Consider the following 26,155-nt stretch of genomic DNA (forward strand, 5'->3'; position numbering starts at 1 on the left):
AGACTCATATGACCGTAGAAATAGAATTAAAATTTATCGCCACCCCGGCGGCAATCGCCGAATTACCTTCGCAACTCGCTGGATTTAACAGCGAGCACACCGCGCCTTCGAAACTGACCAACATCTATTTTGAGACTGCGGATAACTATTTACGTTCCCACGACATCGGTCTGCGTATCCGTGGTTTTGACGATCAATATGAAATGACCATCAAAACCGGCGGCAAAGTGGTGGGTGGCCTGCATCAGCGTCCGGAATATAACGTTGAGCTGAAAAAGCCGGTGCTGAAACTCAGCGCGTTCCCGAAAGATATCTGGCCGGAAGGCTGTAAGCCTGCCGCGTTACAGAAAGAACTCGCACCGCTGTTCCGCACGGATTTCACCCGCGAGAAGTGGGTGATCACTTACGGTGAAAGCGAGATTGAACTGGGGTTAGATCAGGGCGAAGTGGTAGCCGGTGAACTGACCGAAGCGCTGGCCGAAATTGAGCTTGAGCTGAAAAAAGGCAACACCACCGATTTGCTGGCGCTGGCGGCTGAAATAGGTGCTCATGGTGGTTTGCGCCAGGGCGGATTCAGCAAAGCGGCCCGCGGCTATCATCTGGCGAAGGGCAATCCTGCGCGCGAAATCAAACCGTTGCCGGTGTTTAAAGCGCAGCCGAAAGCCACGGTTGAACAGGCTATGTCTGCGATGTTCGAACTGGCATTGGATCACTGGCAATATCACGAAGAATTGTGGGTGCGCGGCGATAAAACGGCGCGTCTGACGGTGTTGCAGGCGGTAGAAACCGTGCGTCAGGTTCTGGTGCTGTTCGGCGGACTGGTGCCGCGTAAAGCGTCTTCTGAACTGCGTACCTTGCTGACCGATCTGGTGCCGGTGCTGGAACAGAAATCTGCGGATGCGCAGGAAATTTGTTACAGCGCGGCGTATCTGAAATGCAAGTTAGTGCTTACTTCATGGCTGGCAACGTCAGGCTGGACGCCGTTCATTGACGACAAATCGGCGAAAAAACTGGAAGGTTCCTTCAAGCGTTTCGCTGACATCATGCTGGGCCGTACTGCCGCTGATCTGAAAGATGCCTTCGCGCAGCCGCTGACCGAAGAAGGTTATCGTGACCAACTGGCACGCCTGAAACGTCAGATCATTACCTTCCATCTGCTGGCCGGTGCTTATCCGGACAAAGATGTCGCGACCTATATCGCGGGCTGGGTCGATCTGCAGCAGGCTATCGTCCAGCAGCAGCACGCCTGGGAGGATTCGGCCCGTTCTCACGCCGTGATGATGGACGCCTTCTGGTTAAACGGACAACCTCGTTAATTGACTGATAAGCCTGGGCAAATTGCCCGGGCTTTTTTTTGCAAGGAATCTGACTTCATGTTGCCACTTTCTCCTGTTTTGCAAAGCCATGCGCAGAGTTTGCCTGAACGCTGGCGTGAACATCCTGAAAACCTGCCCCTGCCCGACGACAGCCAACTGGCGGTGCTGAGCAGCAGTGAATTCGTGACGGACAGTGTGCTGGCGTTCCCGCAGTGGTGGCATGAAATCGACCAAAATCCTCCTCAGGCGCAGGAGTGGCAACTTTACCGTCAGTGGCTGGATGAATCGCTGTCACAAGTGACCGACGAAGCCGGGCTGATGAAGGCGCTGCGTCTGTTCCGCCGCCGTATTCTGACCCGCATTGCCTGGTCGCAGTCGGCGCAAACCAGCGAAGCCAAAGACACCTTGCACCAGCTGAGTGAACTGGCGGAATTGCTGATCGTCAGCGCCCGCGACTGGCTGTATGCCGCCTGCTGTCGCGAGTTCGGTACGCCGGTGAATGCGGCGGGCGAAGAGCAGAGAATGCTGATCCTCGGGATGGGCAAACTCGGCGGCGGTGAACTGAATTTCTCTTCCGATATCGACCTGATTTTTGCCTATCCGGAAAATGGCCAGACCCGAGGCGGGCGTCGTGAACTCGACAATGCCCAGTTTTTCACCCGTCTTGGCCAGCGGCTGATCAAAGCACTGGATCAGCCGACCATTGACGGATTTGTCTATCGCGTGGACATGCGTTTGCGTCCGTTTGGCGACAGCGGTCCGCTGGTGATGAGTTTCCCGGCGCTGGAAGATTATTATCAGGAGCAGGGACGCGACTGGGAGCGTTACGCGATGGTGAAGGCGCGGCTGATGGGCGGCGCGGAAGATCCCGCCAGTCAGGAACTGCGCAAAATGCTCAAGCCTTTTGTTTTCCGTCGCTATATCGATTTCAGCGTGATCCAGTCCCTGCGCAACATGAAAGGCATGATCGCCCGTGAGGTGCGCCGCCGTGGTCTGAAGGACAACATCAAACTCGGCGCGGGCGGTATCCGCGAAATCGAATTTATCGTGCAGGTATTCCAGCTGATCCGGGGTGGCCGTGAACCGGCATTGCAGCAACGCGCTTTATTGCCGACGTTGCAGGCGCTGGAAAATCTGGGGTTGTTGCCGGTTGAACAGGTGTTGCAGCTGCGCACCAGTTATCTGTTCCTGCGTCGTCTGGAAAATCTGTTGCAGGCCATTGCAGATGAACAAACCCAAACCTTGCCCTCGGATGAACTCAATCAGGCGCGGCTGGCGTGGGGAATGAATTATGACGACTGGCCGCAACTGCTGGATGCCGTCAATGCGCATATGCAGGCGGTGCGTGCGGTGTTTAACGATCTGATTGGTGATGACACGCCGGACGCCGAAGACGATGTGCAGCTTTCCCAGTTCAGCAGTCTCTGGATTGATGCGCTGGAACCAGCCGAGCTGGCACCGCTGGTGCCGCAACTGGATGAAAATGCGCTGCGGCATGTTTTACAGCAGATTGCCGATTTCCGTCGTGATGTGGATAAACGCACTATCGGGCCGCGTGGCCGCGAGCAGCTGGATTTGCTGATGCCGCGGTTGCTGGCGCAGGTCTGCACCTATAAAAATGCCGACGTCACGTTGCAGCGTCTGATGCAGTTGCTGCTGAATATCGTCACGCGCACCACCTATATCGAGCTGCTGGTGGAATATCCCGGCGCGCTCAAACAGCTCATTCGCCTCTGTGCGGCCTCGCCGATGGTCGCCAGTCAGCTTGCCCGGCATCCTTTATTGCTGGATGAATTACTGGATCCGCGCACGCTTTATCAGCCGGTTGAACTGACCGCCTACCGCGACGAACTGCGTCAGTATCTGATGCGGGTGCCGACGGAAGACGAAGAGCAGCAGCTGGAGGCCGTGCGTCAGTTCAAACAGGCGCAGCATCTGCGTATCGCCGCCGGGGATATTTCCGGGGCGCTGCCGGTGATGAAAGTCAGCGACCATTTAACCTATCTCGCGGAGGCCATTCTTGACGTGGTGGTACAGCAGGCGTGGGAACAGATGGTCGCGAAATACGGCCAGCCGACGCATCTTCAGCAGCGTGAAGGGCGGGGTTTTGCGGTGATTGGTTACGGCAAGCTCGGTGGCTGGGAACTGGGTTACAGTTCCGATCTGGATCTGGTGTTCCTGCTCGACTGTGCGCCGGAAGTCATGACCGACGGCGAGCGCGTCATCGACGGGCGTCAGTTCTACCTGCGGCTGGCGCAGCGCATTATGCATTTATTCAGCACCCGTACCGCGTCAGGCATTCTTTATGAAGTCGATCCGCGTCTGCGGCCTTCCGGTGCTTCCGGCATGCTGGTCAGCACCATCGAAGCCTTTGCCGATTATCAGGCCAATGAAGCCTGGACCTGGGAACATCAGGCGCTGGTGCGCGCGCGCGTGGTCTACGGCGATCCGCAACTGACGCAGCAATTTAACGCCACGCGGCGGGATATTCTCTGCCGCCAGCGCGACGGTGACGGGTTGCGTAAGGAAGTCCGCGAAATGCGCGAAAAAATGTATGCGCATCTGGGCAGTAAAAAAGCCGACGAGTTTGACCTGAAAGCCGATCCCGGTGGCATCACCGATATTGAATTCATTGCACAATATCTGGTCTTACGCTTCGCGCACGACGAGCCTAAGCTGACACGCTGGTCGGATAACGTGCGGATTTTCGAGCTGATGGCGCAATACGATATTATGCCGGAAGAGGAAGCACGCCATCTGACGCAGGCTTACGTGACGCTGCGCGATGAGATCCATCATCTGGCGTTGCAGGAACACAGCGGCAAAGTGGCCGCCGACAGTTTTGCCACCGAGCGTGCGCAAATCCGCGCCAGCTGGGCCAACTGGCTGGGCTGAGGGTTTTTATTCGGGTAACAGGCGCTTGTGATATCATCCGGCGCAATGTATTTACCCGATTTGATTGATCTGTTTTGGAGTCTTGGGATGAAAGTGACTTTGCCTGATTTTCACCGCGCCGGTGTGCTGGTGGTGGGTGACGTAATGTTAGACCGCTACTGGTATGGCCCGACCAACCGCATTTCGCCGGAAGCGCCGGTGCCGGTCGTGAAGGTCAACACCATCGAGGAACGTCCCGGCGGTGCCGCTAACGTGGCGATGAACATTTCGTCTCTCGGTGCTTCTTCGCGTCTGATCGGTCTGACCGGTGTGGACGATGCCGCCCGCGCCCTGAGCGAGCGTCTGGCGGAAGTGAAAGTAAACTGCGATTTCGTGGCCTTATCCACGCATCCAACCATCACCAAACTGCGTATTTTGTCCCGCAACCAGCAACTGATCCGCCTCGACTTTGAAGAAGGTTTTGAAGGCGTCGATCTCCAGCCGATGCTGACTAAAATCGAGCAGGCGTTGCCGCAAAGTGGCGCGCTGGTGCTGTCTGACTACGCCAAAGGCGCGCTGACAGAAGTACAGAAAATGATCCAGCTGGCGAGAAAAGCCGGTGTGCCGGTGCTGGTCGATCCGAAAGGCTCGGATTTCGAACGTTATCGTGGTGCGACCTTACTGACGCCGAACCTGTCCGAATTTGAAGCCGTTGTGGGCCGTTGCAAAAACGAAGAAGAAATCGTGACGCGCGGTATGCAGCTGATTGCTGATTTTGAGCTTTCCGCCTTGCTGGTGACCCGTTCCGAACACGGTATGACCTTGTTGCAGCCGGGCAAAGCGCCATTCCATATGCCGACGCAGGCGCAGGAAGTGTATGACGTCACCGGGGCCGGTGACACCGTGATCGGTACGCTGGCCGCCGCGCTGGCTGCCGGTAATACGCTGGAAGAGTCTTGTTTCCTGGCCAACGCCGCCGCCGGTGTGGTGGTCGGTAAACTCGGGACTTCTACCGTTTCTCCGGTTGAACTGGAAAATGCCATCGGCGGGCGTTCAGACGTCGGTTTTGGCGTGATGAATGAAGAACAGCTGAAAGCCGCTGTGGCGATGGCGCGTCAGCGCGGCGAGAAAGTCGTGATGACCAACGGCATCTTCGACATTTTGCATGCCGGACACGTCTCGTATCTGGCGAATGCGCGCAAACTCGGCGACCGTCTGATCGTGGCCGTTAACAGCGATGCGTCAACCAAACGTCTGAAAGGCGAAACCCGCCCGGTGAATGCGCTGCAAAACCGCATGATCGTGCTGGGCGCGCTGGGCGCGGTCGACTGGGTGGTCTCCTTTGAAGAAGATACCCCGCAGCGTCTGATCGCCGGGATCTTGCCGGATCTGCTGGTGAAAGGCGGCGACTACAAGCCTGAACAGATTGCCGGTTGTCAGGAAGTCTGGGCGAATGGCGGCGAAGTGCGTGTGCTGAATTTTGAAGATGGCTTATCCACCACCAAAATCATCAATCAGATTAAATCGCAGGACTGATTTCCTCCGGGTGAATCATGTCATTTGTACCGAAGGGCTTATCTGATAAGCCCTTTTCTTTTTGATTTTTCTAACATTAACGCTAAATGGACGTGACGCCCTCGTGAGCGGATTAAAACAGGAACTGAGTCTGGCGCAGGGCGTCGGGCTGCTTTCAACCTCATTACTGGGGACCGGTGTTTTCGCGGTGCCTGCACTGGCGGCGCAACTGGCGCAAAACGACAGTCTGTGGGCGTGGCCGGTGCTGATCCTGCTGGTGTTTCCTATCGCCATCGGTTTTGCCGCGCTTGGACGGCACTTCCCGAGTGCGGGCGGTGCGGCGCATTTCGTGGGTAAAGCGTTCGGGCCGCATATGGCGCGGGTCACCGGCTGGTTATTTCTGTCGGTGATCCCGGTCGGCTTGCCCGCCGCGTTGCATATCGCTGCCGGTTTCTGGCAGGCGGCTTTCGGCTGGAGCAGTGAAAACCTGCTGCTGGTGCAACTCGGTACGTTGTTTGTCATCTGGTTCCTTGGCACGCGCAGTGCCGGTTCCAGCGCCAATATTCAGACAGTCATTGCCTTGCTGGTGGTCGCGCTGGTGGTGGCGATCTGGTGGAAAGGCGATATTTCTCTGCCGGAAATTCCGCTGCCTGCCGTGCGTGACGTTTCGCCCTCGAACCTGTTTGACGCACTGGCGGTGATGTTCTGGTGTTTTGTCGGGCTGGAAGCCTTTGCGCATCTGGCGACAGAATTCCGTAATCCGGAACGTGATTTTCCGCGTGCCTTGCTGATCGGCATGCTGGTGGCGGGGGCGGTGTACTGGGGCTGTACCGTGGCGGTGCTGAAATTCCACGCGTGGGGAGAAGGGCGCGAAGCCGGGGCGTCACTGCCGGGGATCGTCGTGCAGCTTTTCGGGCAAAAAGCACTGTGGGTTGCCTGCATCATTGGTTATCTGGCGTGTTTTGCCAGCGTCAATATTTACACCCAGAGTTTCGCCCGCCTGGTGTGGTCGCAGGCTCAGTTGAAACCAAAAAGTAAACTGGCGCAACTTTCGGCCCAGCAGGTGCCGGTGGCGGCGCTGAATCTGGTGGTGGGGTGCTGTGCCTTGTTTACGTTGCTGATTTACTGGCTGCATTTACCGCTCGGTGCATTGATCACTTACGCCAACGGCATTTTCATTCTGATCTACCTGCTGTGCATGCTGGCAGGGACGAGGATCCTGACGGGACGGGCAAAATGGATGGCAATACTGGGCGCAGTCTTGTGCTGTGGATTGCTGGCCATGGTCGGCTGGAAGGCTATGTACGCGGTGCTGGTGTTTGCCGGATTGTGGCTGTTACTGCCGCGCACCAGAACGGTACTGCGCGCGCAATAACGCGGGCCGTATACAGGATCACAGACAGCAAAAAGGCCTGTTGAGCAGGCCTTTTCTGAATCCGCTGCCAGGAGAACTCAGGCCGGATCTTGCGGTTTTTCCGCGTCAGCCGGTTTGGCTTCCAGCGCGGCCAGACGTTGTTCCAGCACAGCCAGTTTTTCACGGGTACGCAGTAAAACCTGGGTCTGAACGTCAAACTCTTCGCGATTGACTAAATCCATACGGCTGAACTGCGCCTGCAATACCTGACGGATTTTCTTTTCGGCATCTTCACCAAACTCACGGATCCCTTTAGGCATAGACTCGTGAACCTGGCGGGCAATTTGTTCAATTTTTTTCGGGTCAATCATGTTATTTCCTTTTCTCGAAGAAGGTGCTTTTCCTTAGTGTAATCGCTGACGCGCTTTCTATAAACCTTCAGGGGCACTAATTGGCCAAACCACAGGATTGCTCTGCTCATTTATTGGCGCTATAGTTGCTTTGCTTATTCTCAGGGCGGGGTGAAAGTCCCCACCGGCGGTAAACCACGGAATATCGGAAGGATCACAATCCCTTCTATGTGGAAGCCCGCGAGCGCTCAATCCTTCGGGGTTAGAGGTCAGCAGATCCGGTGTAATTCCGGGGCCGACGGTTAAAGTCCGGATGGGAGAGAGTAACGATTCAAGCCGGGCATAGATTGCCCGCTGCGTTATTTTTTATAACTGTAGCACGCCGTCTGGCTGCCGCAGCTAGCCTCCTCAAGACGCCCTGATTCTGGTAATCCACATACAGAACATGAGGTTATTTTTACCATGAATCAGACCCTACTTTCCGAATTCGGTACATCTGCTGAACGTGTTGAGCGTGCGCTTGACGCCATGCGTAACGGCGTGGGTGTGTTGGTGCTGGATGACGAAGATCGTGAAAACGAAGGCGATTTAATCTTTGCCGCAGAAAACATGACCGTTGAGCAAATGGCGCTGACCATTCGCCACGGCAGCGGCATTGTGTGCCTGACCATGAACGAAGACAGCCGTAAACAGCTGGACCTGCCGATGATGGTAGAGAACAACTCCAGCCCGTTCCAGACGCCATTCACCGTGACCATTGAAGCGGTAGAAGGCGTGACCACCGGCGTGTCTGCCGCTGATCGTATCACCACCATCCGCGCGGCAATCAAAGAGGGCGCAAAACCTTCCGATCTGAACCGTCCGGGGCATATTTTCCCGCTGCGTGCGCAGGCCGGTGGCGTGCTGACCCGTGGCGGTCACACAGAAGCTTCCGTCGATCTGGCAACACTGGCGGGCCTGCGGCCTTTCGGTGTGCTGTGCGAACTGACCAATGACGATGGCACAATGGCACATGCGCCGGAAGTGGTCGTTTTTGCCCGCGAGCATAAGATGCCGGTCGTGACCATCGCCGATCTGGTGGCATACCGTCAGGCGCAAACCCGTCAGGCTAGCTGAATGACCGGTTGGGCATAACAGAAAGGTCGCTGATGCGGCCTTTTTGCTTTTTATCGCCTGTTATTGCCGGAATTTGTCTTTGCAAAAAACCTCTCCCGCCTTCATTGATTTGCTTCATCAAATTTACTGAACATCTCCTTCACGGTTATCCGGCTGTCACCGCCCGTCAAAAAGAGTACCGTAATCACATCACGCGGCAGGTGGTTCACCGGCACGCTCACCTTTATTTTGCGGTAAGGAATTCATGATGACGACTCAACGTATGCCCGCACTTTTCTTAGGCCACGGCAGCCCGATGAACGTGCTGGAAGACAATATTTACACCCGTGCCTGGCATACGCTGGGCGAAACATTGCCACGGCCAAAAGCGATTCTGGCGGTATCCGCGCACTGGTTTACCCGCGGTACGGCGGTCACGGCGATGGAAAATCCGCGCACCATTCATGACTTTGGTGGCTTCCCGCAGGCGCTGTTTGATAAACGTTATCCGGCACCGGGTTCCCCGGCTCTGGCCAAACGGGTTCAGGAATTGCTCAGCCCGGTGAATGTGATGGCTGACACCAGCGAGTGGGGTTTTGATCACGGGACCTGGGGTGTGTTGATCAAGATGTATCCGGATGCCGATATCCCGGTGATCCAGCTGAGTATTGATGGCACACAGCCGCCGGAATATCACTATGAATTAGGCCGGAAACTCGCCGCCCTGCGTGACGAAGGCGTGATGATTGTCGCCAGCGGTAACGTGGTGCACAACCTGCGTATGGTGAAATGGGGCGGCGACGCGGATGCTTATCCGTGGGCGACATCTTTCGAGACATTTGTGAAAGAGAATCTGACCTGGAAGGGTGAGGCGAAAGACCATCCGCTGGTGAAATTCATGGAACATGACGGCGGCGCGTTATCGAATCCGTCGCCGGATCACTATCTGCCCTTGTTGTATGTTTTAGGTGCGTGGGATGGTGCCGAGCCGGTCATACAGCCAACGGACGGGATCGTGATGGGATCGCTTTCGATGCTGTCGGTTCAGGTAGGGTAATCCGGAAATAAAAAGGATAATGAAAGCTCTCATTATCCTTTTTTAGTTTTTTTATCCGACAATAGTATGCGGATAGAAACGTGACAGATCCTGCGTGATCAGCGCCTTATCTTCACGGATGCCGATGCCGCAAGGCTGATCGTTGACCAGCCAGCTGCCGATCAGGGTGTAACTGCCTTCAAACACCGGCAGCGGGTGGAACTGCTGCACGATCATGCCTTCCGCGCCATACGGGCCATCCACACGGGCCACTTCCTGACCTTTTTCGATGACCTTAATGTTCGCGCCTTCGCGTGAGAACAACGGCTTCACGACGTAGTGATCCAGCTCCGGATGCGGATCTTCGGCGAAATATGCCGGTAACAGATTCGGATGATCCGGGAACATTTCCCACAACAGCGGCAGCAAGGCTTTGTTCGACAGAATGGCTTTCCAGGCTGGTTCCAGCCAGCGAACACCGGCATCTTCCAGCTTGGTGGCGAACACTTCGCGGAACATGAATTCCCACGGATAGAGTTTGAACAGATTCGAAATCACCTGATCCTGCGTATCGGTGAATTGTCCGCGCTCGCCCAGCCCGATTTCCTCGATAAACAGGAATTCGCTGGCCAGTTCCGCTTCCAGGGCGCAGTCCTGCAAATATTGCACGGTACCGCGATCTTCTTCGGTGTCCTGACAGCAGGCGATATGCAGTAACGAGAAACCGTGCTGATTTTTCAGTTCAGCAAAACGCTCGATCAGTTTTTCCTGCAGACTGTTGTACTGATCCGCATCCTGAGGCAAATTGCCCGCCGCGATTTGATCTTCCAGCCACAGCCACTGGAAGAAAGCGGCTTCGTACAAGGACGTCGGCGTATCGGCGTTATTTTCCAGCAACTTAGGCGGGTTAACCCCGTCATAGGCCAGATCCAGACGCGAATACAGGGAAGGCTGTTGCGTGCGCCATGAACTGCGGACAAATTCCCAGACGTGTTTCGGGATCTGGAATTTCGCCATCAGTTTGTCGTCATTCACCACACGTTCCACGACCTTCAGGCACATCTGATGAATATCCGCTGTCGCGTCTTCAATCTCTTCAATCTGCGCCAGCGTGAACTGGTAATGCGCATCTTCACACCAGTAAGGTTCGCCATACATGGTGTGAAAATTGAAGCCAAACTCCGTGGCTTTTTCGCGCCAGTCCGGGCGCTCATTAATGGCTAAACGTTTCATCGGTGTCTCTTAGCCACCCATGCTGCGGCCAGGGCTGCGGGTAGCCGCTGACGAGGTGCGTTGCATTGAGGTTTGTTTTGCCACGCTGTCGCCAAAGCCGCCACGGGTGATGGTGTTGGTCACAGCCGGTTTCGGGGCCATCGCGGTTTTCGGCACGTTCATGGTGCGGCCGCCCGCGGTTGCCGGACCGTAGTTTTTACCGGTCGCATCGACAAATTTACCGTTCGCCGGGCTGGCTGGATTTTTTGAGCTGAACAACGGCTGTTGCGCGTAAGCACCGCCGCTCATCATACGGCCCATCATGTAACCTGCCATCAGCGGCATCCACATGCTGCCACCGCTGCTCTGGTTTTCGGCCGTCGCAACGCCTGACTGAGCAGGAGCCTGCGTACACTGACCTTCGCCGAATTCTGCGACACAGTCTTCGCGGCTGGCATATTTAGGCGCGGTTTTCGCCGCTTCCTGTTTCGCTGCATCATAGGCGGCGACACATTGTGCGCTGCCGGAAGGGTTGGCTTTTGAGCAATCATCCGCATTCTGATACAGAGAAACGGTTTCGTCGGTTTTCTCGCAGCCCGCCAGCATAAAGACGGCGCTGACGGCCAGAGCGACAGGAGTAATTCGAGAGCTACGCCATGATTTACGGAAGGTAGCTAAGTTAACGTGTTGTGTCCGTTTCATCGTTCTTATCCCATGTGTAGGGCTTTTTTGCCCTTTCCCAGTAGGGCCTAAGAATAGGGGAAAGTGGGTGATTGTTAAAGCAGCGACGGGCAATTGTTACGAGACTTTACAGTGGGGCGTGACGGAGGCAAAAAAAAGCAGCCTTTGCAGGCTGCCTTCTAGGAAATACGGGGACTTTTCAGGATCAGTTCTGGAAAGGATTGCCGTTTTTCCGGGGGGTTGTGGTCGTTGCACTGGCTTGTTGCGCGCGTGGTGCCGGCGCTGCTGCCGTTTTGTTGCCGTAACCGTCTGCTGCTGCATCCTGATCCGGCGTTTCTGGCGCGACCTGATCCGGTGCGGTTGGCACAGGTTTACCCAGTGCACCGTTCAGAGCCAGCAGATCACTTTCGTTCAGTGTCCCCAGCGCTGATTTGATGTTCAGCTGGTTAATCAGGTAGGTGTAACGTGCGCTGGAAAGCTGTTGTTTGGCGTTATACAGCGTGGTGGTCGCATCCAGCACATCAACGATGGTACGGGTACCCACCTGATAACCGGCTTCCATGGCATCTAAAGAACTCTGAGCAGAAACAACGGCTTGTTTGTAAGCGTTGATGCTGCTGATAGAGGCAGAGATGTTATTGAAGGAAGAACGCACGGTTTGCACGACGCTGCGGTGCGCGCTTTCAAGCTGTTCGCTGGAACCGACAAAGTTGTACTGCGCCTGTTTCACCTGTGAGGTGACAGAACCGCCGCTGTACAGTGGCAGTGAGAAGCTCAGCCCCACTTTGTTCTGACCGGCGTCAGCATCCTGATAGCTTGACGCACCGCCGGTTTTGTCGCCGTGGTATTTGGTGTTGCTGATGCCGGTAGAGGCGGTCAGATCCACGGTTGGCATATGGCCGGTTTCCGCATAACGGATTTGCTCACGGGCCAGATCCTGTGACAGGCGGGCAGACAGCAAGCTCAGGTTGCGGCTTTCAGCTTCTTTCAGCAAGGTCGCCACAGGCTGCGGACGCGTGGTGTTGAAGTTATCAACGTTCAGGGAAGAGAGCTGCGGATAATAAACACCGGTCACCTGACGCAGGGATTCCAGCGCGTTATCCAGATTGTTACGGGCAGTCACTTCGTTAGCCAATACGGTGTCGTATTGTGAACGGGCGTTCTGCACATCGGTAATGGCAACCAGACCGACATTAAAACGCTGAGTGGTTTGATCTAACTGACGGTAAATGGCCTGTTTTTGCGCTTCGGTATAAGAGAGTGAATCGATCGCACTCAAAACGTTGAAATAAGCCGTCGCGGAATTCAGGATTAACGCCTGCTGATCGGTCTGATAAGACACATCCTGAATACCGGCAGTTTTTTCCTGCAATGTGAGGGCGCGCCATTTTGACATATCAAAGATGGTCTGCGTTAATTGCAGGCTGGCGCTGCCAACATCGCTGTTAACGCCGTTCGCATCACGGTAGCCATTGGTATAATTGTAGTCCGCACCCAATCCGAGTTGCGGTAATAAAGGACTGCGGCTTTCGTTGATTTTTTCGAATGCGGCATCCCGGTCAGCAGCAGATTTGCGCAGGTCCGGGTTACTTGTCCTGGCTTGCTGATAGACCTGCATCAGGTTTTCGGCCTGGCTTATCGTACTAAAGCCGCCCAGGCTGAGTCCGATGAGAAGGGGGAGCAGTTTCTTCATTTGCATTCCTTGTTGTGCAGCAATGTTGTTATGTATGGTGGCGCAGTCAAATTAACCAATAGACGCGGATTCTAGCAGAGTCAGGCTAACGGGGCGGTTGGCTTAACGTGCCTTACCGATGGAATGAGCCTAAATCTATCACAAACAACCTTGATTATTATTAACGCATTTTCATCAAATTGACCTCAAAGGGCGATAAATTACCTTTATGAGGGATAAGGAAACATTCCATGTCTTCATTTAAACGGTCACCGGTTACTTTCGGCAAAGATGATGTAGAAATTATTGCACGTGAGACACGATATAAAGGTTTTTTTTCTATTATTGCATATCGGTTTCGCCATCGGCTGTTTAATGGAGAAATGAGCGCAGAAGTGGTGCGTGAGGTTTTTGAGCGCGGCCATGCTGCCGTCCTGCTACCTTATGATCCGTTACGGGATGAAGTGGTGCTGATCGAACAGATCCGCATCCCGGCATTGGATTCCAGTGATACCCCTTGGCTTCTGGAGATGGTCGCCGGTATCATTGAAGAGGGCGAAACGGTCGAAGAGGTCGCCCGCCGCGAAGCACTCGAAGAAGCGAACATTGTGGTGAAACGCTGCAAACCGGTGGTGAATTATCTGGCCAGTCCGGGTGGCACCAGCGAGCGTCTTTCTATTATGGTCGGTGAAGTCGATGCCACGACGGCAGAAGGAATTCACGGTCTGGAAGCAGAGAATGAAGACATCCGGGTACATGTGGTCAGCCGCGAACAGGCTTACCGCTGGGTGGAAGAAGGAGCGATAGACAATGCGGCGTCAGTGATTGCCTTGCAATGGCTGCAGCTGCACCATGAATCCCTGAGAAAAGAGTGGGCTAACTAATGATTAAGCGCTATACCCCTGATTTCCCTGAAATGATGAGATTGTGCGAAACCAATTTCGCCCAATTGCGCCGTTTGATGCCACGCACCGATGAGCCTGGTGAAACCGTGACATATCAGGTGAGTAGCGCGACGTATTGCCTGACAATTCTCGAATCAACGCGTTATACCTCCCTGGTAGAAATCAAACAGACCGCACCGGCCGTCAGTTACTGGAGTCTGCCTTCACTCACCGTCCGCCTGTATCACGACGCGATGGTGGCTGAAGTGTGTGCGAGTCAGCAGATATTTCGTTTCAAAGCACGCTATGATTACCCGAATAAAAAGTTGCATCAGCGTGATGAAAAGCATCAAATTAACCAGTTCCTTGCGGATTGGCTGCGTTATTGCCTTGCGCACGGAGCGATGGCAATTCCGGTTTGTTAGACAGACTTCAACAACAAAGGAAACGATTTGGAAAGCCTGTTTACACTGCCTTTGGTGAATGGGGCCAAAGTCAGGATTCTACAGATAACTGATACCCATCTTTTTGCCGGTGAAGATGAAACGTTGTTAGGCGTGAATACGTTTAGCAGCTATCGCGCAGTGCTGGACGCCATAAAAGCGCAGCAGCGCGACGTCGATATTATCGCGGCAACAGGTGATCTGGCTCAGGATCAGTCGGTGGAAGCCTACCATCAGTTTGCCCGCGGCATCGGCGAACTGACTGCGCCTTGTGTCTGGCTGCCCGGTAATCATGATTTCCAGCCTGCGATGGTCAATGCCTTGCAGGACGCGGGTATCAGCCCTTCCAAGCACGTTCTTCTCGGTGATCACTGGCAGATTATTCTGCTGGATACGCAGGTGTTTGGCGTGCCGCATGGTGAGCTGAGCGAGTATCAGCTGGAATGGATGGAACGCTGCCTGAATGCGTATCCCGATCGTTTCACCTTGCTGATGCTGCATCATCATCCGCTGCCTTCCGGCTGTACGTGGCTCGATCAGCACAGCCTGCGCAACGCCCATATGCTGGCGAACACCTTGGTGAATTACCCGAAAGTGAACACGCTGTTGTGCGGGCATATTCATCAGGAACTGGATCTCGACTGGTATGGCCGTCGTCTTTACGCCACGCCATCGACCTGCGTGCAGTTCAAACCCCATTGCACCAATTTCACCATTGATACCGTTGCGCCGGGCTGGCGCTACCTCGATTTGTATCCGGATGGCCGCGTGGAGACGGAAGTCTTCCGTCTGGAAACCAGCGAGTTTCATCCTGACACGGAGTCGGACGGCTACGAATGAACACCTTACTTTACCTGCATGGATTCAACAGTTCGCCGAATTCAGCAAAAGCCACTTTGTTAAAAAACTGGCTGGCCGTGAATCATCCTCATATTGATATGGTTGTCCCCCAGTTGCCGCCTTATCCGGCCGATGCGGCGGAAGAACTCGAAAGTCTGGTGATCAGTCATGCAGGTAAAAAACTGGGCATTGTCGGTTCCTCGCTCGGCGGCTATTACGCCACCTGGCTGTCGCAATGTTTCTCGGTCCCGGCTGTGGTGGTGAACCCCGCCGTGAAGCCTTACGAGCTGCTGATTGACTTCCTCGGGCAAAACGAGAACCCCTACACCGGCCAGCAATATGTGTTAGAGTCACGCCACGTTTACGATCTGAAAGTCATGCAGGTCGAACCGCTGGAGTCGCCGGATTTACTCTGGTTACTGCAGCAAACGGGCGATGAAATTCTCGATTACCGTCAGGCTGTGGCGTATTACACCACCTGTCGCCAGACGGTCGAACCCGAGGGAAATCATGCATTTGTCGGCTTTGAACGCTATTTTTCGCCGATTGTCGATTTCCTGGAACTGGCCGCAGACTAACATCGTCAGGGTGACGTTTTCCCCCGGATTTATAACGTCTGCTTGCTGCCAGTGCTTCCACCCGCCCACATACTGTATCGTTAGCCCACAAACCTATGAGCCACGAATAATCAACGATGAGCCAATCAACTTATAACGCGGATTCCATAGAGGTCCTCAGCGGACTCGAACCGGTGCGCCGCCGTCCGGGCATGTACACCGATACCACCCGTCCAAACCATCTCGGTCAGGAAGTCATCGATAACAGCGTGGATGAGGCATTAGCCGGTCACGCCAAACGTATCGAAGTGATCCTGCACGAAGACCAGTCCCTCGAAGTCATCGATGACGGTCGCGGCATGCCGGTGGATATCCACGCGGAAGAAGGCGTTCCGGCAGTTGAACTGATCTTTTGCCGTCTGCATGCGGGCGGTAAATTCTCCAACAAAAACTACCAGTTCTCCGGCGGCCTGCACGGCGTGGGGATTTCGGTAGTGAACGCCTTGTCCAAACGTGTCGAAGTGGCGGTAAAACGCGGCGGCGAAGTGTATGAAATGGCGTTTGAAAACGGCGATAAAGTGCAGGATTTGCACGTGACCGGAACGTGCGGCAAACGCAACACCGGGACCAGCGTGCATTTCTGGCCCGATGGCAGCTTCTTCGACAGCCCGCGTTTTTCAGTCAGCCGCCTCAGCCATTTGCTGAAAGCCAAAGCGGTACTCTGTCCGGGCGTGGAAATCCTGTTCAAAGATAAAGTGAATAACACCGAGCAACGCTGGTGTTATGAAGACGGCCTGACCGATTACCTGATGGAAGCGGTTAACGGCCTGATCACCTTGCCGGAGAAAGCCTTTGTCGGTGCCTTTGCCGGGGATACCGAAGCGGTAGACTGGGCGCTGTTGTGGCTGCCGGAAGGTGGCGAACTGCTGACTGAAAGCTACGTCAACCTGATCCCGACCATGCAGGGCGGTACGCACGTTAACGGACTGCGTCAGGGTCTGCTCGATGCCATGCGTGAGTTCTGTGAATTCCGCAATATCCTGCCGCGCGGCGTGAAGCTGTCTGCGGAAGATATCTGGGAACGCTGCGCCTATGTGCTGTCGGTAAAAATGCAGGATCCGCAATTCGCCGGTCAGACGAAAGAACGTCTGTCTTCGCGTCAGTGCGCGGCATTTGTCTCCGGCGTGGTGAAAGATGCCTTCAGCCTGTGGCTGAACCAGAACGTTCAGGCGGCAGAACAGCTGGCTGAATTGTGCATTTCCAGCGCCCAGCGTCGGCTGCGCGCGGCCAAAAAAGTCGTCCGTAAGAAACTGACCAGCGGCCCTGCGCTGCCGGGCAAACTGGCGGATTGTACGTCTCAGGATCTGAACATGACGGAACTGTTCCTGGTGGAAGGGGATTCCGCAGGCGGTTCTGCCAAACAGGCGCGCGATCGTGAATATCAGGCGATCATGCCGCTCAAAGGTAAGATCCTCAATACCTGGGAAGTCTCTTCCGACGAAGTGCTGGCCTCGCAGGAAGTGCATGACATTTCCGTGGCGATCGGTATCGATCCGGACAGCGAAGATCTGACCCAGCTGCGTTACGGCAAAATCTGTATCCTCGCGGATGCGGACTCCGACGGCTTACACATTGCCACGCTGTTGTGCGCGTTGTTTGTCCGTCATTTCCGGTCGCTGGTGCGGGGCGGTCATGTGTATGTGGCGATGCCGCCGTTATACCGTATCGACCTGGGCAAGGAAGTGTTCTATGCGCTGGACGAGCAGGAAAAAGAAGGCGTGCTGGAGCAACTGAAACGCAAGAAAGGCAAACCGAACGTACAGCGCTTTAAAGGGCTGGGTGAAATGAACCCGCTGCAACTGCGCGAAACCACGCTGGATCCGAATACCCGTCGTCTGGTGCAGCTGACCATCGACGAAGACGATATCGATCAGACATTGCGTATGATGGATATGTTGCTGGCGAAGAAACGTTCTGAAGATCGCCGTAACTGGTTGCAGGAAAAAGGCGACACTGCCGAACTGGACGTCTGATCCTTTCGCCGTCGCCATAAAAAATGCCGGACGCTTTGCAGCGCCGGCATTTTTGTTTTCTGATCCGCGCAGACCTTACGGTTACGCTTTCTCAATAATATGGATCACCACATCCAGCACGTCGGCTTTGATGTTTTCGCGGTGCTTATCCATATGTTCCGCCTGCTGATGCGCTTCGAGATGCGCGAGGCTTTCCCAGTCTTCCAGCATGAAAATGGAATCAGGCACCGTTTTGCGCCACGGGATCTGACCGTTGAAATCCACGTATGGCTCATAACGGTGACACCCTTTCTCCGCGAGAACGCTCGGCAGCAGTGCTGTAATTTTTTCCATGACCGAATCGCGACGGCCTGGTTTTACTTTGATTTCAGCAATAACAGTGATCATAAAAACCTCTTTCCCGGGTGACCTTCAACCTTAGGCCTGACCGAATACATTTTCAAGGTGAGCGCGGTAGCGGGCGAAATCCCCTTCCACATCAGGTTGTTTGATCACGTCGTTACACATAAAGGTTGGCAGCGTATCAAGGCCGATAAACTGGTTGGCTTTGTGCTGTGCCATATAAACGCCGTCGACGCCGACGCCGTGGAAGAACTGTTCTTTGTCTTCAAACGCTTCTAAAGGCGCGTTCCAGGTGACGGACAACATGTAGCATTTACCCTGCAACAGGCCGCCGGAACCGTATTTTTTCGTGTCATCGGAACGGGTACGGCCATCGCTGGCGTACAGTTTGCCGTGGCCTTCGGTGAACACTTCATCGATGTATTTTTTCAGCGTCCATGGCATACCCATCCACCAGCCCGGTTGCTGATAAATGATGGCATCGGCCCACAGATAGCTTTCGATTTCGGTCTGCACGTCATAACCGTCTTCCAGCACGGTCACGCGCACGTCGTGGCCTTTGTCGCGCAGGAAACTGGTCGCGACCCCGGTCAGGCTGTTATTCAGCGCGCCTTTGGAATGGGCAAAGGTCTTACCGGCATTGATAATCAGGATGTTACTCATGGTTTTTTTCCTTATCTGGAATTCTCAAATTCTGGGGGTCAGACTGTTACACGTAGTGTACTCAACTCTGCCGCACAGAAAAATGTGAGTTTGCGCACAAGACTATTGACTCAGATGCAATAATTGCAGAAACAGAGCAGCAAATTAACCATTCAGACGATGAATAACTGTTTAAAAATAAGGCAGAAACACAGCAACTGTGACAGTCATACGGCAGATGATGTACTATCGCGAACATCATTGCCTCGTGTAAGCCGCCTTAATGCGCCAGCGGGTGCAAGCTTCCTAAATTTCCAAAACGATAACGCCACGGGTCTGAGGATTAAACATCAATGAGCGAAATGACTCATGACGGAACAGAGCGTTTAGCTCTGCATACGTTTACTGAGAACGCCTATCTCAACTATTCCATGTACGTCATCATGGACCGCGCGCTGCCGTTTATCGGTGACGGGCTCAAACCGGTGCAGCGCCGTATTATTTATGCGATGTCCGAGCTGGGCCTGAGTAATAACGCCAAATTCAAAAAATCCGCGCGTACCGTCGGTGACGTGCTGGGTAAATACCATCCGCACGGCGACAGCGCCTGCTACGAAGCCATGGTACTGATGGCACAGCCCTTCTCATACCGTTATCCGCTGGTTGACGGGCAGGGGAACTGGGGTGCGCCGGATGATCCGAAATCCTTCGCCGCGATGCGTTATACCGAATCGCGTCTGTCAAAATATGCCGAAGTGCTGTTACGCGAATTAGGTCAGGGAACGGTGGATTACGTGCCGAACTTTGACGGCACCATGCAGGAGCCGAAAATGCTGCCTGCGCGTCTGCCGAATATTCTGCTCAACGGCACCACCGGTATCGCCGTCGGTATGGCGACGGATATTCCGCCGCATAACGTCCGCGAAGTGGCTGCCGCTGCGGTCGCCTTGCTGGAGAAGCCAAACAGCTCGCTCGAAGATTTGCTGGAATTCGTTCAGGGGCCGGATTTCCCGACGGAAGCCGAGATCATCACGCCGCGCCACGAAATCCGCAAAATGTACGAATCGGGCAAAGGCTCGGTGCGCATGCGTGCGGTGTGGCATAAAGAAGACGGCAGTGCGGTGATCACCGCCTTACCGCATCAGGTGTCCGGCGCGAAAGTGCTGGAGCAAATCGCCAGCCAGATGCGTGCCAAAAAGCTGCCGATGGTCGAAGACCTGCGCGACGAATCCGATCACGAAAACCCGACCCGTCTGGTGGTGGTGCCGCGATCTAACCGTATCGATCTGGATCAGGTGATGAACCACCTGTTCGCGACCACCGATCTGGAACGCAGCTACCGTATCAACATGAACATGATTGGGCTCGACCACCGTCCGCAGGTTAAAGGACTGGTGGAGATCCTGAAAGAATGGCTGGATTACCGTCGCGAAACGGTACGCCGCCGTCTGAACTACCGTCTCGATAAAGTCCTGAAACGCCTGCATATCCTCGAAGGTTTGCTGACCGCGTTCCTCAATATCGACGAAGTGATCCACATCATCCGTACCGAAGATGAGCCGAAGCCGGTACTGATGCAGCGTTTCGAACTGTCGGACACGCAGGCGGAAGCGATCCTCGAGTTGAAATTACGTCATTTGGCGAAACTCGAAGAAACCAAAATCCGCGGCGAGCAGGATGAACTGGCAAAAGAGCGCGATCAGTTGCAGGCGCTGCTGGCGTCAGAACGCAAACTCAGCACGCTGATCCGCAAAGAAATTCAGGCTGACGCGGAAGCCTTTGGTGACGATCGCCGTTCGCCGATCACTGAACGCGAAGAAGCCAAAGCGATGAGCGAGCACGACTTCATTCCGTCCGAGCCGGTCACGATTGTGCTGTCAGAATCGGGCTGGGTGCGCAGCGCCAAAGGCCACGACATTGATGCCTCCGGCCTGAGCTACAAAGCGGGCGACAGCTTCCGTGCGGCGGCGAAAGGCAAGAGCAATCAGCCTGTGGTGTTTATGGACTCCACCGGCCGCAGCTATGCGCTTGATCCGACCACGTTACCGTCGGCGCGCGGTCAGGGTGAACCGCTGACCGGTAAACTGACACCGCCGCCGGGCGCGACCATTGAACATGTGCTGATGGCGGCAGACGACCAGAAACTGCTGATGGCCTCCGATGCGGGTTATGGCTTTGTTTGTACCTTCAATGATTTAGTGGCGCGTAACCGTGCCGGTAAAGCGATGATCACCTTGCCGGAGAATGCGAAAGCCTTCCCGCCAATGGAGCTGCATGGCGATGATGACATGCTGCTGTCGATCACTGCCGCAGGCCGTATGCTGATGTTCCCGGTCGCCGATCTGCCGCAGTTGTCGAAAGGCAAAGGTAATAAAATTGTTTCAATTCCGTCTGCACAGGCGGCCAGCGGCGAAGATAAACTGCAATGGCTGCTGGTGCTGCCACCGCAAACGTCGATCACTTTGCATGTCGGTAAACGTAAACTGGTTCTCCGTCCGGAAGACCTGCAGAAATTCCGCGCCGAACGTGGCCGTAAAGGAACCCTTCTGCCACGCGGTCTGCAACGTATCGATCGTGTTGAAGTCGATGCGCCTGTCCGCACCGGTGGCGGTGACAGCGAAGAATAAGACCGCTGTTAACCGGTAAAAGTCAGGGCACATTTGTGCCCTGAACTCTTTTCAGGGAATTCAGTGGCCTGAGACTGTTGTGCAGTGCAAAGATTTTACATTTGTAGTAATAAAACCGTTGTGCCGTGTTGAATGAGGCTTGAGAATAGTTCACCGCACAGGGAGCGAAACTGCACAGGTTTCTTACCGGCTTCGGCTGTAGTTTTAAGAGGATGTTATGTTATTTATTTTGCGTCTGATTATCGTGGTGGTTTACTCGATTCTGGTCAGTGTTTTTGGTTGCATCTATTGTCTTTTCAGTCCGCGAAACCCGAAACATGTGTCGACTTTCGGTAAGCTGTTTGGTCGTCTGGCACCGGTATTTGGCCTTCGCGTCGAAAAACGTATTCCGGCAGAAGCCGTGAATAACGGCAACTGTATTTATATTGCCAACCATCAGAACAATTACGACATGGTGACGGCCTCTTCCGTCGTCATGCCCGGAACAGTGACGGTGGGTAAAAAAAGCCTGGCCTGGATCCCGTTCTTTGGTCAGCTGTACTGGTTAACCGGTAACCTGCTGATTGACCGTGATAACCGCGCCAAAGCGCACGGTACTATCGCGCAGGTGGTCAGCCAGATTAAGAAAAAGAATTTGTCGATCTGGATGTTCCCGGAAGGCACCCGCAGTCGTGGCCGCGGTCTGATGCCGTTCAAAACCGGGGCGTTCCATGCGGCGATTGCCGCCGGCGTGCCGATCGTGCCGATTTGCGTGTCGAACACCAGCAATAAGGTGAAGCTGAACCGCTGGTCAAACGGGCTGGTGATTGTCGAAATGCTGCCCCCGATCGACACCAGCGGATACACCAAAGAGCGCCTGCGTGAATTGTCGGAGCATTGTCGTCAGATCATGGCGGATAAAATCGCTGAGCTGGATGCCGAAGTCGCACAACGCGAAGCTGCCGCCAAAAAATAAAAGTTATCACACGTCATTTAATGCCCGTTGCCATTGATGGCGACGGGTCATCACTTTTGTTTTCATGGAGAAGATATGTCACTCAGTCGTCGCTCGTTCCTGCAAGCCTCCGGCGTGGCTCTTGCCGCAGGTGCTCTGCCTTTAAAAGCAGAAGCGAGTGGTTCGCAACCGGCATTACCTGTTCCCCCGCTGCTGGAATCCCGTCGCGGGCAACCGCTGTTTCTGACGTTGCAGGCCGCGCACTGGTCATTCCTCGGCGGCGCGAAAGCACCGGTCTGGGGCATCAACGGCATGTACCTCGGCCCGACCGTCAAAGTACACAGCGGTGATGACGTAAAACTGATCTACAGCAACCGTCTGGCTGAACCGGTTTCCATGACCGTCAGTGGTTTGCTCGAGCCTGGCACCCTGACCGGCGGCGGCGCGCGCATGATGCAGCCGGGTGTCGACTGGTCGCCGGTGTTGCCTATCCGTCAGGCTGCCGCCACCTGCTGGTACCACGCGAACACGCCGAACCGCATGGCACCGCACGTCTATAACGGGCTGGCGGGTATGTGGATCGTGGAAGATGAAGTCAGCAAGAATCTGCCGTTACCGAATCACTACGGCGTGGATGACTTCCCGATCATCATTCAGGACAAGCGTCTGGACGGTTTCGGTGTACCGCAATATGACACGCCCGCGTCCGGCGGTTTCTTTGGCGACACCATGCTGGTCAACGGCGTACAAAGCCCGTTTGTTGAGGTTTCACGCGGCTGGGTGCGCCTGCGTTTACTGAATGCGTCGAATGCCCGTCGTTACGAACTGAGCATGACCGACAACCGCGCGTTCCACGTCGTGGCCTCTGATCTCGGTTTCCTGCCTGCGCCGATGACGGTAAAACGTCTGTCGCTCGGGCCGGGTGAACGCCGTGAAGTGCTGGTGGATATGTCGCAGGGCGAAGAAGTGTCGATTACTGCCGGTGAAGCCGCAGGCGTGATGGACAGACTGCGCGGCCTGTTTGAGCCGTCGAGTATTTTGGTGTCGACCATTGTGCTGACCCTGAAACCGACCGGCCTGTTGCCGCTGGTGACCGACAATCTGCCGATGCGTTTGCTGGCCGATCAGATCCTCTCCGGCAATGTTGTCCGCACCCGTGACATCCGTTTAGGCGACAGTGATCCGGGGATTAACGGCGCGCTGTGGGACATCAACCGCATTGACCTGACCGCGCAGCAGGGCACCTGGGAACGCTGGACGATCCACGCGGATATGCCGCAGACCTTCCATGCCGAAGGCGTGTCCTTCCTGGTGAAAAGCGTCAACGGCGCCGCGCCACTGGTGGAAGATGCCGGATTCAAAGACACGGTCTGGGTCGATGGTGATGTCGAACTGCTGGTGTATTTCAATCAGCCGTCATACGACCATTTCCCGTTTGTCTATCGCAGCGGCGCGCTGGAACTGGCCGACCGTGGTTCTGCGGCGAACATGCTGGTTCAGCCGTCGATGTAAGCCCAAAGTCCCCATAAAAAACCCGCTCCGGCGGGTTTTTGTTTTATGGCTTACCGTGCGTAAAAGCTTACAGGCCTTTTTCCGGATCCGGCCCCAGACGGTGCTCTTTGTCCAGTTTGGTGACTTCCGCCAGTTCTTCCTTCTCCAGTTTAAAATCAAACACGTCGAAGTTTTCACGGATGCGTTTTGGCGTCACCGATTTCGGGATCACGATCAGCCCGTTATCTAAATGCCAGCGGATGACAATCTGTGCAGGCGTTTTGTCGTATTTCTCCGCCAGTTTCTGGATCAGCGGCTGATCAAATACACCTTCGCCGCCCTGTGCCAGCGGGCTCCAGGATTCGGTGGCGATGGTGTGCGTGGCATTCCAGGCATGAAGCTGGCGCTGCTGCATCAGCGGGTGTAACTCAATCTGATTCACGACAGGGAAAATGCCGGTCTCATCTTTCAGCTTCTGCAAATGCTGCAGCGGGAAATTACACACGCCGACACTTTTCGCCAAACCTTGCTCTTTCAGCTTCAGCAGGGCTTTCCAGGCATCGACATAATGGCCCAGCGCCGGTTGCGGCCAGTGGATCAGGTACAGATCGACATAATCGGTCCGCAGCTTTTTCAGGCTGGTTTCCAGCGCCTGTGGGGCATTCAGCTGATCGTCATTCCACAGTTTGGTGGTGATAAACAGCTCTTCGCGTGGCACGAGGTTAGCGGCAATGGCTTCGCCGACGCCTTCCTCATTTTTGTAGATGGCGGCGGTATCAATATGGCGATAACCGGTTTCAATCGCCGTTTTTACCGCGCTGGTGGCTTCCTGATTACTGGCTTTCCATACGCCAAGTCCTAACTGAGGCATCAGATTGCCATCGTGAAGTTTAATGATGGGTTGCGTTGCCATGAGTTTCTCCTTTCAGGGCAGAGTGCCCGCCGGAATGCACGGGCGCTATGTTGGGATTGACGTTAAGTCTAGTTAACGAAACGGCATCTTGCTGAGCAGGCTACGTATTTATAGACCCGGAAGATCCTTATGCGTTCATATCGAGTATCACGCGATAGCGCGCTTTGCCGTCGTGCAGGTGTTCTACCGCCTCGTTGATTTTGCTCAGCGGGAAGTGCTCCACCTGCGGCGCAATCTGATGACGGGCGCAGAACGCCAGCATGTCGGCCAGACGTGAAGGGGAACCGGTAGGTGAACCGGACACCTGAGCCTGTTTGCTGATCAGCGCCATCACATGCAGCGGCACGGCTTCCGGCACCACGCCGACAAAGTGCAGGCGGCCTTTCGGTGCCAGCGTGGCGATGAAGGCGTCCCAGTCCAGCGATGCATTGGCGGTGACCATGATGAAATCCAGCTCACCAGCAATGTCCTTCAGCGCCTCACTGTCACGGGTGGCGACCACGCGGTGCGCGCCCAGTGACAAGGCTTCATCACGTTTCGCCAGTGAGGAGGTAAACGCGGTGACCTCGCAGCCCCACGCATTCAGAAAGCGCAGCGCCATGTGGCCTAAACCGCCGATACCGACCACGCCGACGCGGTGCGTGGGCAGTACGCCGAATTGCAGCAGCGGGTTGAAGACGGTGATGCCGCCACAGAACAGCGGACCGGCGCTGGTGATATCCACGCCTTCCGGCAGCGGGATCGCCCACGCCCAGTGGCTGCGGATGCGGTCAGCGAAACCGCCGTGATGACCGATAATGGTGGCTTCCACATCGTGGCACAGATGCTGATCGCCGGACATACAAGGGTGACAGTGCATACAACTGCCACGGTTCCAGCCCACGCCGACAATCTGGCCGACCTTCAGCCCTTTGTTTTGCGCGTGATGACCGATTTTGACGATTTTACCCACCACTTCATGGCCCGGTACAAACGGATATTGCGTGATGCCCCAGTCGTTATTGAGCATCGACAGATCCGAATGGCAGACGCCGCAGTAATCAATGGCCACTTCGATTTCTTCATCACCGATCGGACCGGCATCAAACGGGAAAGCTTCCAGCGGCTGTTTCGGGCCGGCAGCGGCCCAGGCATTAAACGTATTTTCAGCAGCAACGGGTGCGGACATACAATCCTCCAGATTGGGATGTGAGGCGAAACATGAATTGAAATAAGGCGTTATCGGGAAATTGAATCGTTGACCGAAGCACGGTCAGGATCTGCGAATGAAAGTGCGTTCATACAGACTAGCAGTTCATCGCATTTATGCAGGTGTGTCCCCCTGCGGAAGGCAACACCACTGTA

22 protein-coding genes and 1 riboswitch are annotated in these 26,155 nt (G+C 55.0%); of the genes, 14 read left to right on the forward strand and 8 right to left on the reverse strand.

From position 1 onward, the window contains the following. Nucleotides 1–8: 8 nt before the first annotated feature. The 4 genes from J9880_RS10655 to yjeH all read left to right on the forward strand — a co-directional run bounded on the left by J9880_RS10655 (nucleotide 9) and on the right by yjeH (nucleotide 7,080). The gene (locus tag J9880_RS10655; RefSeq protein WP_119823292.1) at nucleotides 9–1,316 is read left to right on the forward strand and encodes a CYTH and CHAD domain-containing protein; all 1,308 of its coding nucleotides are present in this window, start codon (nucleotides 9–11) and stop codon (nucleotides 1,314–1,316) included. Between the two features lie 57 nt (nucleotides 1,317–1,373). After that, the gene (glnE, locus tag J9880_RS10660) at nucleotides 1,374–4,211 is read left to right on the forward strand and encodes a bifunctional [glutamate--ammonia ligase]-adenylyl-L-tyrosine phosphorylase/[glutamate--ammonia-ligase] adenylyltransferase (protein WP_232770428.1); all 2,838 of its coding nucleotides are present in this window, start codon (nucleotides 1,374–1,376) and stop codon (nucleotides 4,209–4,211) included. An 87-nt stretch (nucleotides 4,212–4,298) separates the two neighbouring features. Next, nucleotides 4,299–5,726: a bifunctional D-glycero-beta-D-manno-heptose-7-phosphate kinase/D-glycero-beta-D-manno-heptose 1-phosphate adenylyltransferase HldE gene (hldE, locus tag J9880_RS10665; RefSeq protein ID WP_095925217.1), complete on the forward strand. Its 1,428-nt coding sequence runs from the start codon at nucleotides 4,299–4,301 to the stop codon at nucleotides 5,724–5,726. Between the two features lie 103 nt (nucleotides 5,727–5,829). Beyond that, the gene (gene yjeH / locus J9880_RS10670; protein ID WP_232770429.1) at nucleotides 5,830–7,080 is read left to right on the forward strand and encodes an L-methionine/branched-chain amino acid transporter; all 1,251 of its coding nucleotides are present in this window, start codon (nucleotides 5,830–5,832) and stop codon (nucleotides 7,078–7,080) included. Between the two features lie 77 nt (nucleotides 7,081–7,157). On the opposite strand, the gene ubiK is transcribed toward yjeH, so the two are convergent. After that, entirely contained in the window at nucleotides 7,158–7,430 is a 273-nt protein-coding gene (ubiK, locus tag J9880_RS10675; protein WP_119823288.1) for a ubiquinone biosynthesis accessory factor UbiK, read from the reverse strand. A gap of 132 nt (nucleotides 7,431–7,562) precedes the next feature. Next, a riboswitch (FMN riboswitch) is annotated at nucleotides 7,563–7,738 on the forward strand. A gap of 133 nt (nucleotides 7,739–7,871) precedes the next feature. On the opposite strand from ubiK, the gene ribB reads away from it, so the two are divergent. Together ribB and ygiD are read left to right on the forward strand one after the other, a co-directional pair. Further along, on the forward strand, nucleotides 7,872–8,525 hold the full coding sequence (gene ribB / locus J9880_RS10680; protein WP_119823286.1) for a 3,4-dihydroxy-2-butanone-4-phosphate synthase: 654 nt from the start codon (nucleotides 7,872–7,874) through the stop codon (nucleotides 8,523–8,525). A gap of 247 nt (nucleotides 8,526–8,772) precedes the next feature. Continuing rightward, nucleotides 8,773–9,561 carry a 4,5-DOPA-extradiol-dioxygenase gene (ygiD, locus tag J9880_RS10685; protein ID WP_232770464.1) on the forward strand — a complete coding sequence of 263 codons (789 nt, stop codon included), beginning with the start codon at nucleotides 8,773–8,775 and terminating at the stop codon, nucleotides 9,559–9,561. A 51-nt stretch (nucleotides 9,562–9,612) separates the two neighbouring features. Here the strand turns inward: ygiD and J9880_RS10690 are convergent, their stop codons facing one another. The 3 genes from J9880_RS10690 to tolC form a co-directional block, all read right to left on the reverse strand. Next, a complete protein-coding gene (locus J9880_RS10690) occupies nucleotides 9,613–10,773 on the reverse strand; it encodes a glutathionylspermidine synthase family protein (protein WP_119823282.1) in 1,161 nt (386 codons plus the stop codon). Nucleotides 10,774–10,782: 9 nt separating this feature from the next. Next, nucleotides 10,783–11,454 carry a DUF1190 family protein gene (locus J9880_RS10695; RefSeq protein ID WP_095923555.1) on the reverse strand — a complete coding sequence of 224 codons (672 nt, stop codon included), beginning with the start codon at nucleotides 11,452–11,454 and terminating at the stop codon, nucleotides 10,783–10,785. A 184-nt stretch (nucleotides 11,455–11,638) separates the two neighbouring features. Continuing rightward, complete coding sequence (tolC, locus tag J9880_RS10700; protein WP_131693271.1) at nucleotides 11,639–13,126, reverse strand: outer membrane channel protein TolC; 1,488 nt, start codon at nucleotides 13,124–13,126, stop codon at nucleotides 11,639–11,641. A 230-nt stretch (nucleotides 13,127–13,356) separates the two neighbouring features. On the opposite strand from tolC, the gene nudF reads away from it, so the two are divergent. The 5 genes from nudF (at nucleotide 13,357) to parE (ending at nucleotide 17,862) form a co-directional block, all read left to right on the forward strand. Beyond that, the gene (gene nudF, locus J9880_RS10705; RefSeq protein ID WP_095923553.1) at nucleotides 13,357–13,989 is read left to right on the forward strand and encodes an ADP-ribose diphosphatase; all 633 of its coding nucleotides are present in this window, start codon (nucleotides 13,357–13,359) and stop codon (nucleotides 13,987–13,989) included. Continuing rightward, entirely contained in the window at nucleotides 13,989–14,414 is a 426-nt protein-coding gene (locus J9880_RS10710; protein ID WP_095923552.1) for a DUF1249 family protein, read from the forward strand. Before nudF ends, J9880_RS10710 begins: the two co-directional genes overlap by 1 nt. A 27-nt stretch (nucleotides 14,415–14,441) precedes the next feature. Beyond that, nucleotides 14,442–15,272, forward strand: coding sequence for a 3',5'-cyclic-AMP phosphodiesterase (cpdA, locus tag J9880_RS10715; RefSeq protein ID WP_095923551.1), 831 nt, complete (start codon nucleotides 14,442–14,444; stop codon nucleotides 15,270–15,272). After that, the gene (gene yqiA, locus J9880_RS10720; protein ID WP_095923550.1) at nucleotides 15,269–15,850 is read left to right on the forward strand and encodes an esterase YqiA; all 582 of its coding nucleotides are present in this window, start codon (nucleotides 15,269–15,271) and stop codon (nucleotides 15,848–15,850) included. Before cpdA ends, yqiA begins: the two co-directional genes overlap by 4 nt. A 116-nt stretch (nucleotides 15,851–15,966) precedes the next feature. Beyond that, the gene (gene parE / locus J9880_RS10725) at nucleotides 15,967–17,862 is read left to right on the forward strand and encodes a DNA topoisomerase IV subunit B (RefSeq protein WP_095923549.1); all 1,896 of its coding nucleotides are present in this window, start codon (nucleotides 15,967–15,969) and stop codon (nucleotides 17,860–17,862) included. Between the two features lie 81 nt (nucleotides 17,863–17,943). Here the strand turns inward: parE and J9880_RS10730 are convergent, their stop codons facing one another. Further along, nucleotides 17,944–18,249, reverse strand: coding sequence for a putative quinol monooxygenase (locus tag J9880_RS10730; RefSeq protein ID WP_095923548.1), 306 nt, complete (start codon nucleotides 18,247–18,249; stop codon nucleotides 17,944–17,946). 30 nt (nucleotides 18,250–18,279) lie between these two features. Beyond that, nucleotides 18,280–18,867 carry an NAD(P)H-dependent oxidoreductase gene (locus tag J9880_RS10735; protein ID WP_232770430.1) on the reverse strand — a complete coding sequence of 196 codons (588 nt, stop codon included), beginning with the start codon at nucleotides 18,865–18,867 and terminating at the stop codon, nucleotides 18,280–18,282. 332 nt (nucleotides 18,868–19,199) lie between these two features. Between J9880_RS10735 and parC the strand changes: the two genes are divergently transcribed. The 3 genes from parC (at nucleotide 19,200) to ftsP (ending at nucleotide 23,919) form a co-directional block, all read left to right on the forward strand. Continuing rightward, nucleotides 19,200–21,473 carry a DNA topoisomerase IV subunit A gene (gene parC, locus J9880_RS10740; protein WP_119823276.1) on the forward strand — a complete coding sequence of 758 codons (2,274 nt, stop codon included), beginning with the start codon at nucleotides 19,200–19,202 and terminating at the stop codon, nucleotides 21,471–21,473. Nucleotides 21,474–21,690: 217 nt separating this feature from the next. Then, nucleotides 21,691–22,428 carry a 1-acylglycerol-3-phosphate O-acyltransferase gene (locus J9880_RS10745; RefSeq protein ID WP_095923545.1) on the forward strand — a complete coding sequence of 246 codons (738 nt, stop codon included), beginning with the start codon at nucleotides 21,691–21,693 and terminating at the stop codon, nucleotides 22,426–22,428. 75 nt (nucleotides 22,429–22,503) lie between these two features. Then, a complete protein-coding gene (gene ftsP, locus J9880_RS10750) occupies nucleotides 22,504–23,919 on the forward strand; it encodes a cell division protein FtsP (RefSeq protein ID WP_095923544.1) in 1,416 nt (471 codons plus the stop codon). Between the two features lie 67 nt (nucleotides 23,920–23,986). Here ftsP and dkgA read toward each other — a convergent pair whose 3' ends face one another. Beyond that, nucleotides 23,987–24,811 (reverse strand): 2,5-didehydrogluconate reductase DkgA, encoded by an 825-nt coding sequence (gene dkgA / locus J9880_RS10755; protein WP_232770431.1) that lies wholly within the window; start codon nucleotides 24,809–24,811, stop codon nucleotides 23,987–23,989. A 127-nt stretch (nucleotides 24,812–24,938) separates the two neighbouring features. Beyond that, nucleotides 24,939–25,979 carry an NADPH-dependent aldehyde reductase Ahr gene (ahr, locus tag J9880_RS10760; protein ID WP_131693267.1) on the reverse strand — a complete coding sequence of 347 codons (1,041 nt, stop codon included), beginning with the start codon at nucleotides 25,977–25,979 and terminating at the stop codon, nucleotides 24,939–24,941. Nucleotides 25,980–26,155 lie beyond the last annotated feature (176 nt).

The organism is Rahnella victoriana, from assembly GCF_021276285.1.
GTDB lineage: Bacteria > Pseudomonadota > Gammaproteobacteria > Enterobacterales > Enterobacteriaceae > Rahnella > Rahnella victoriana.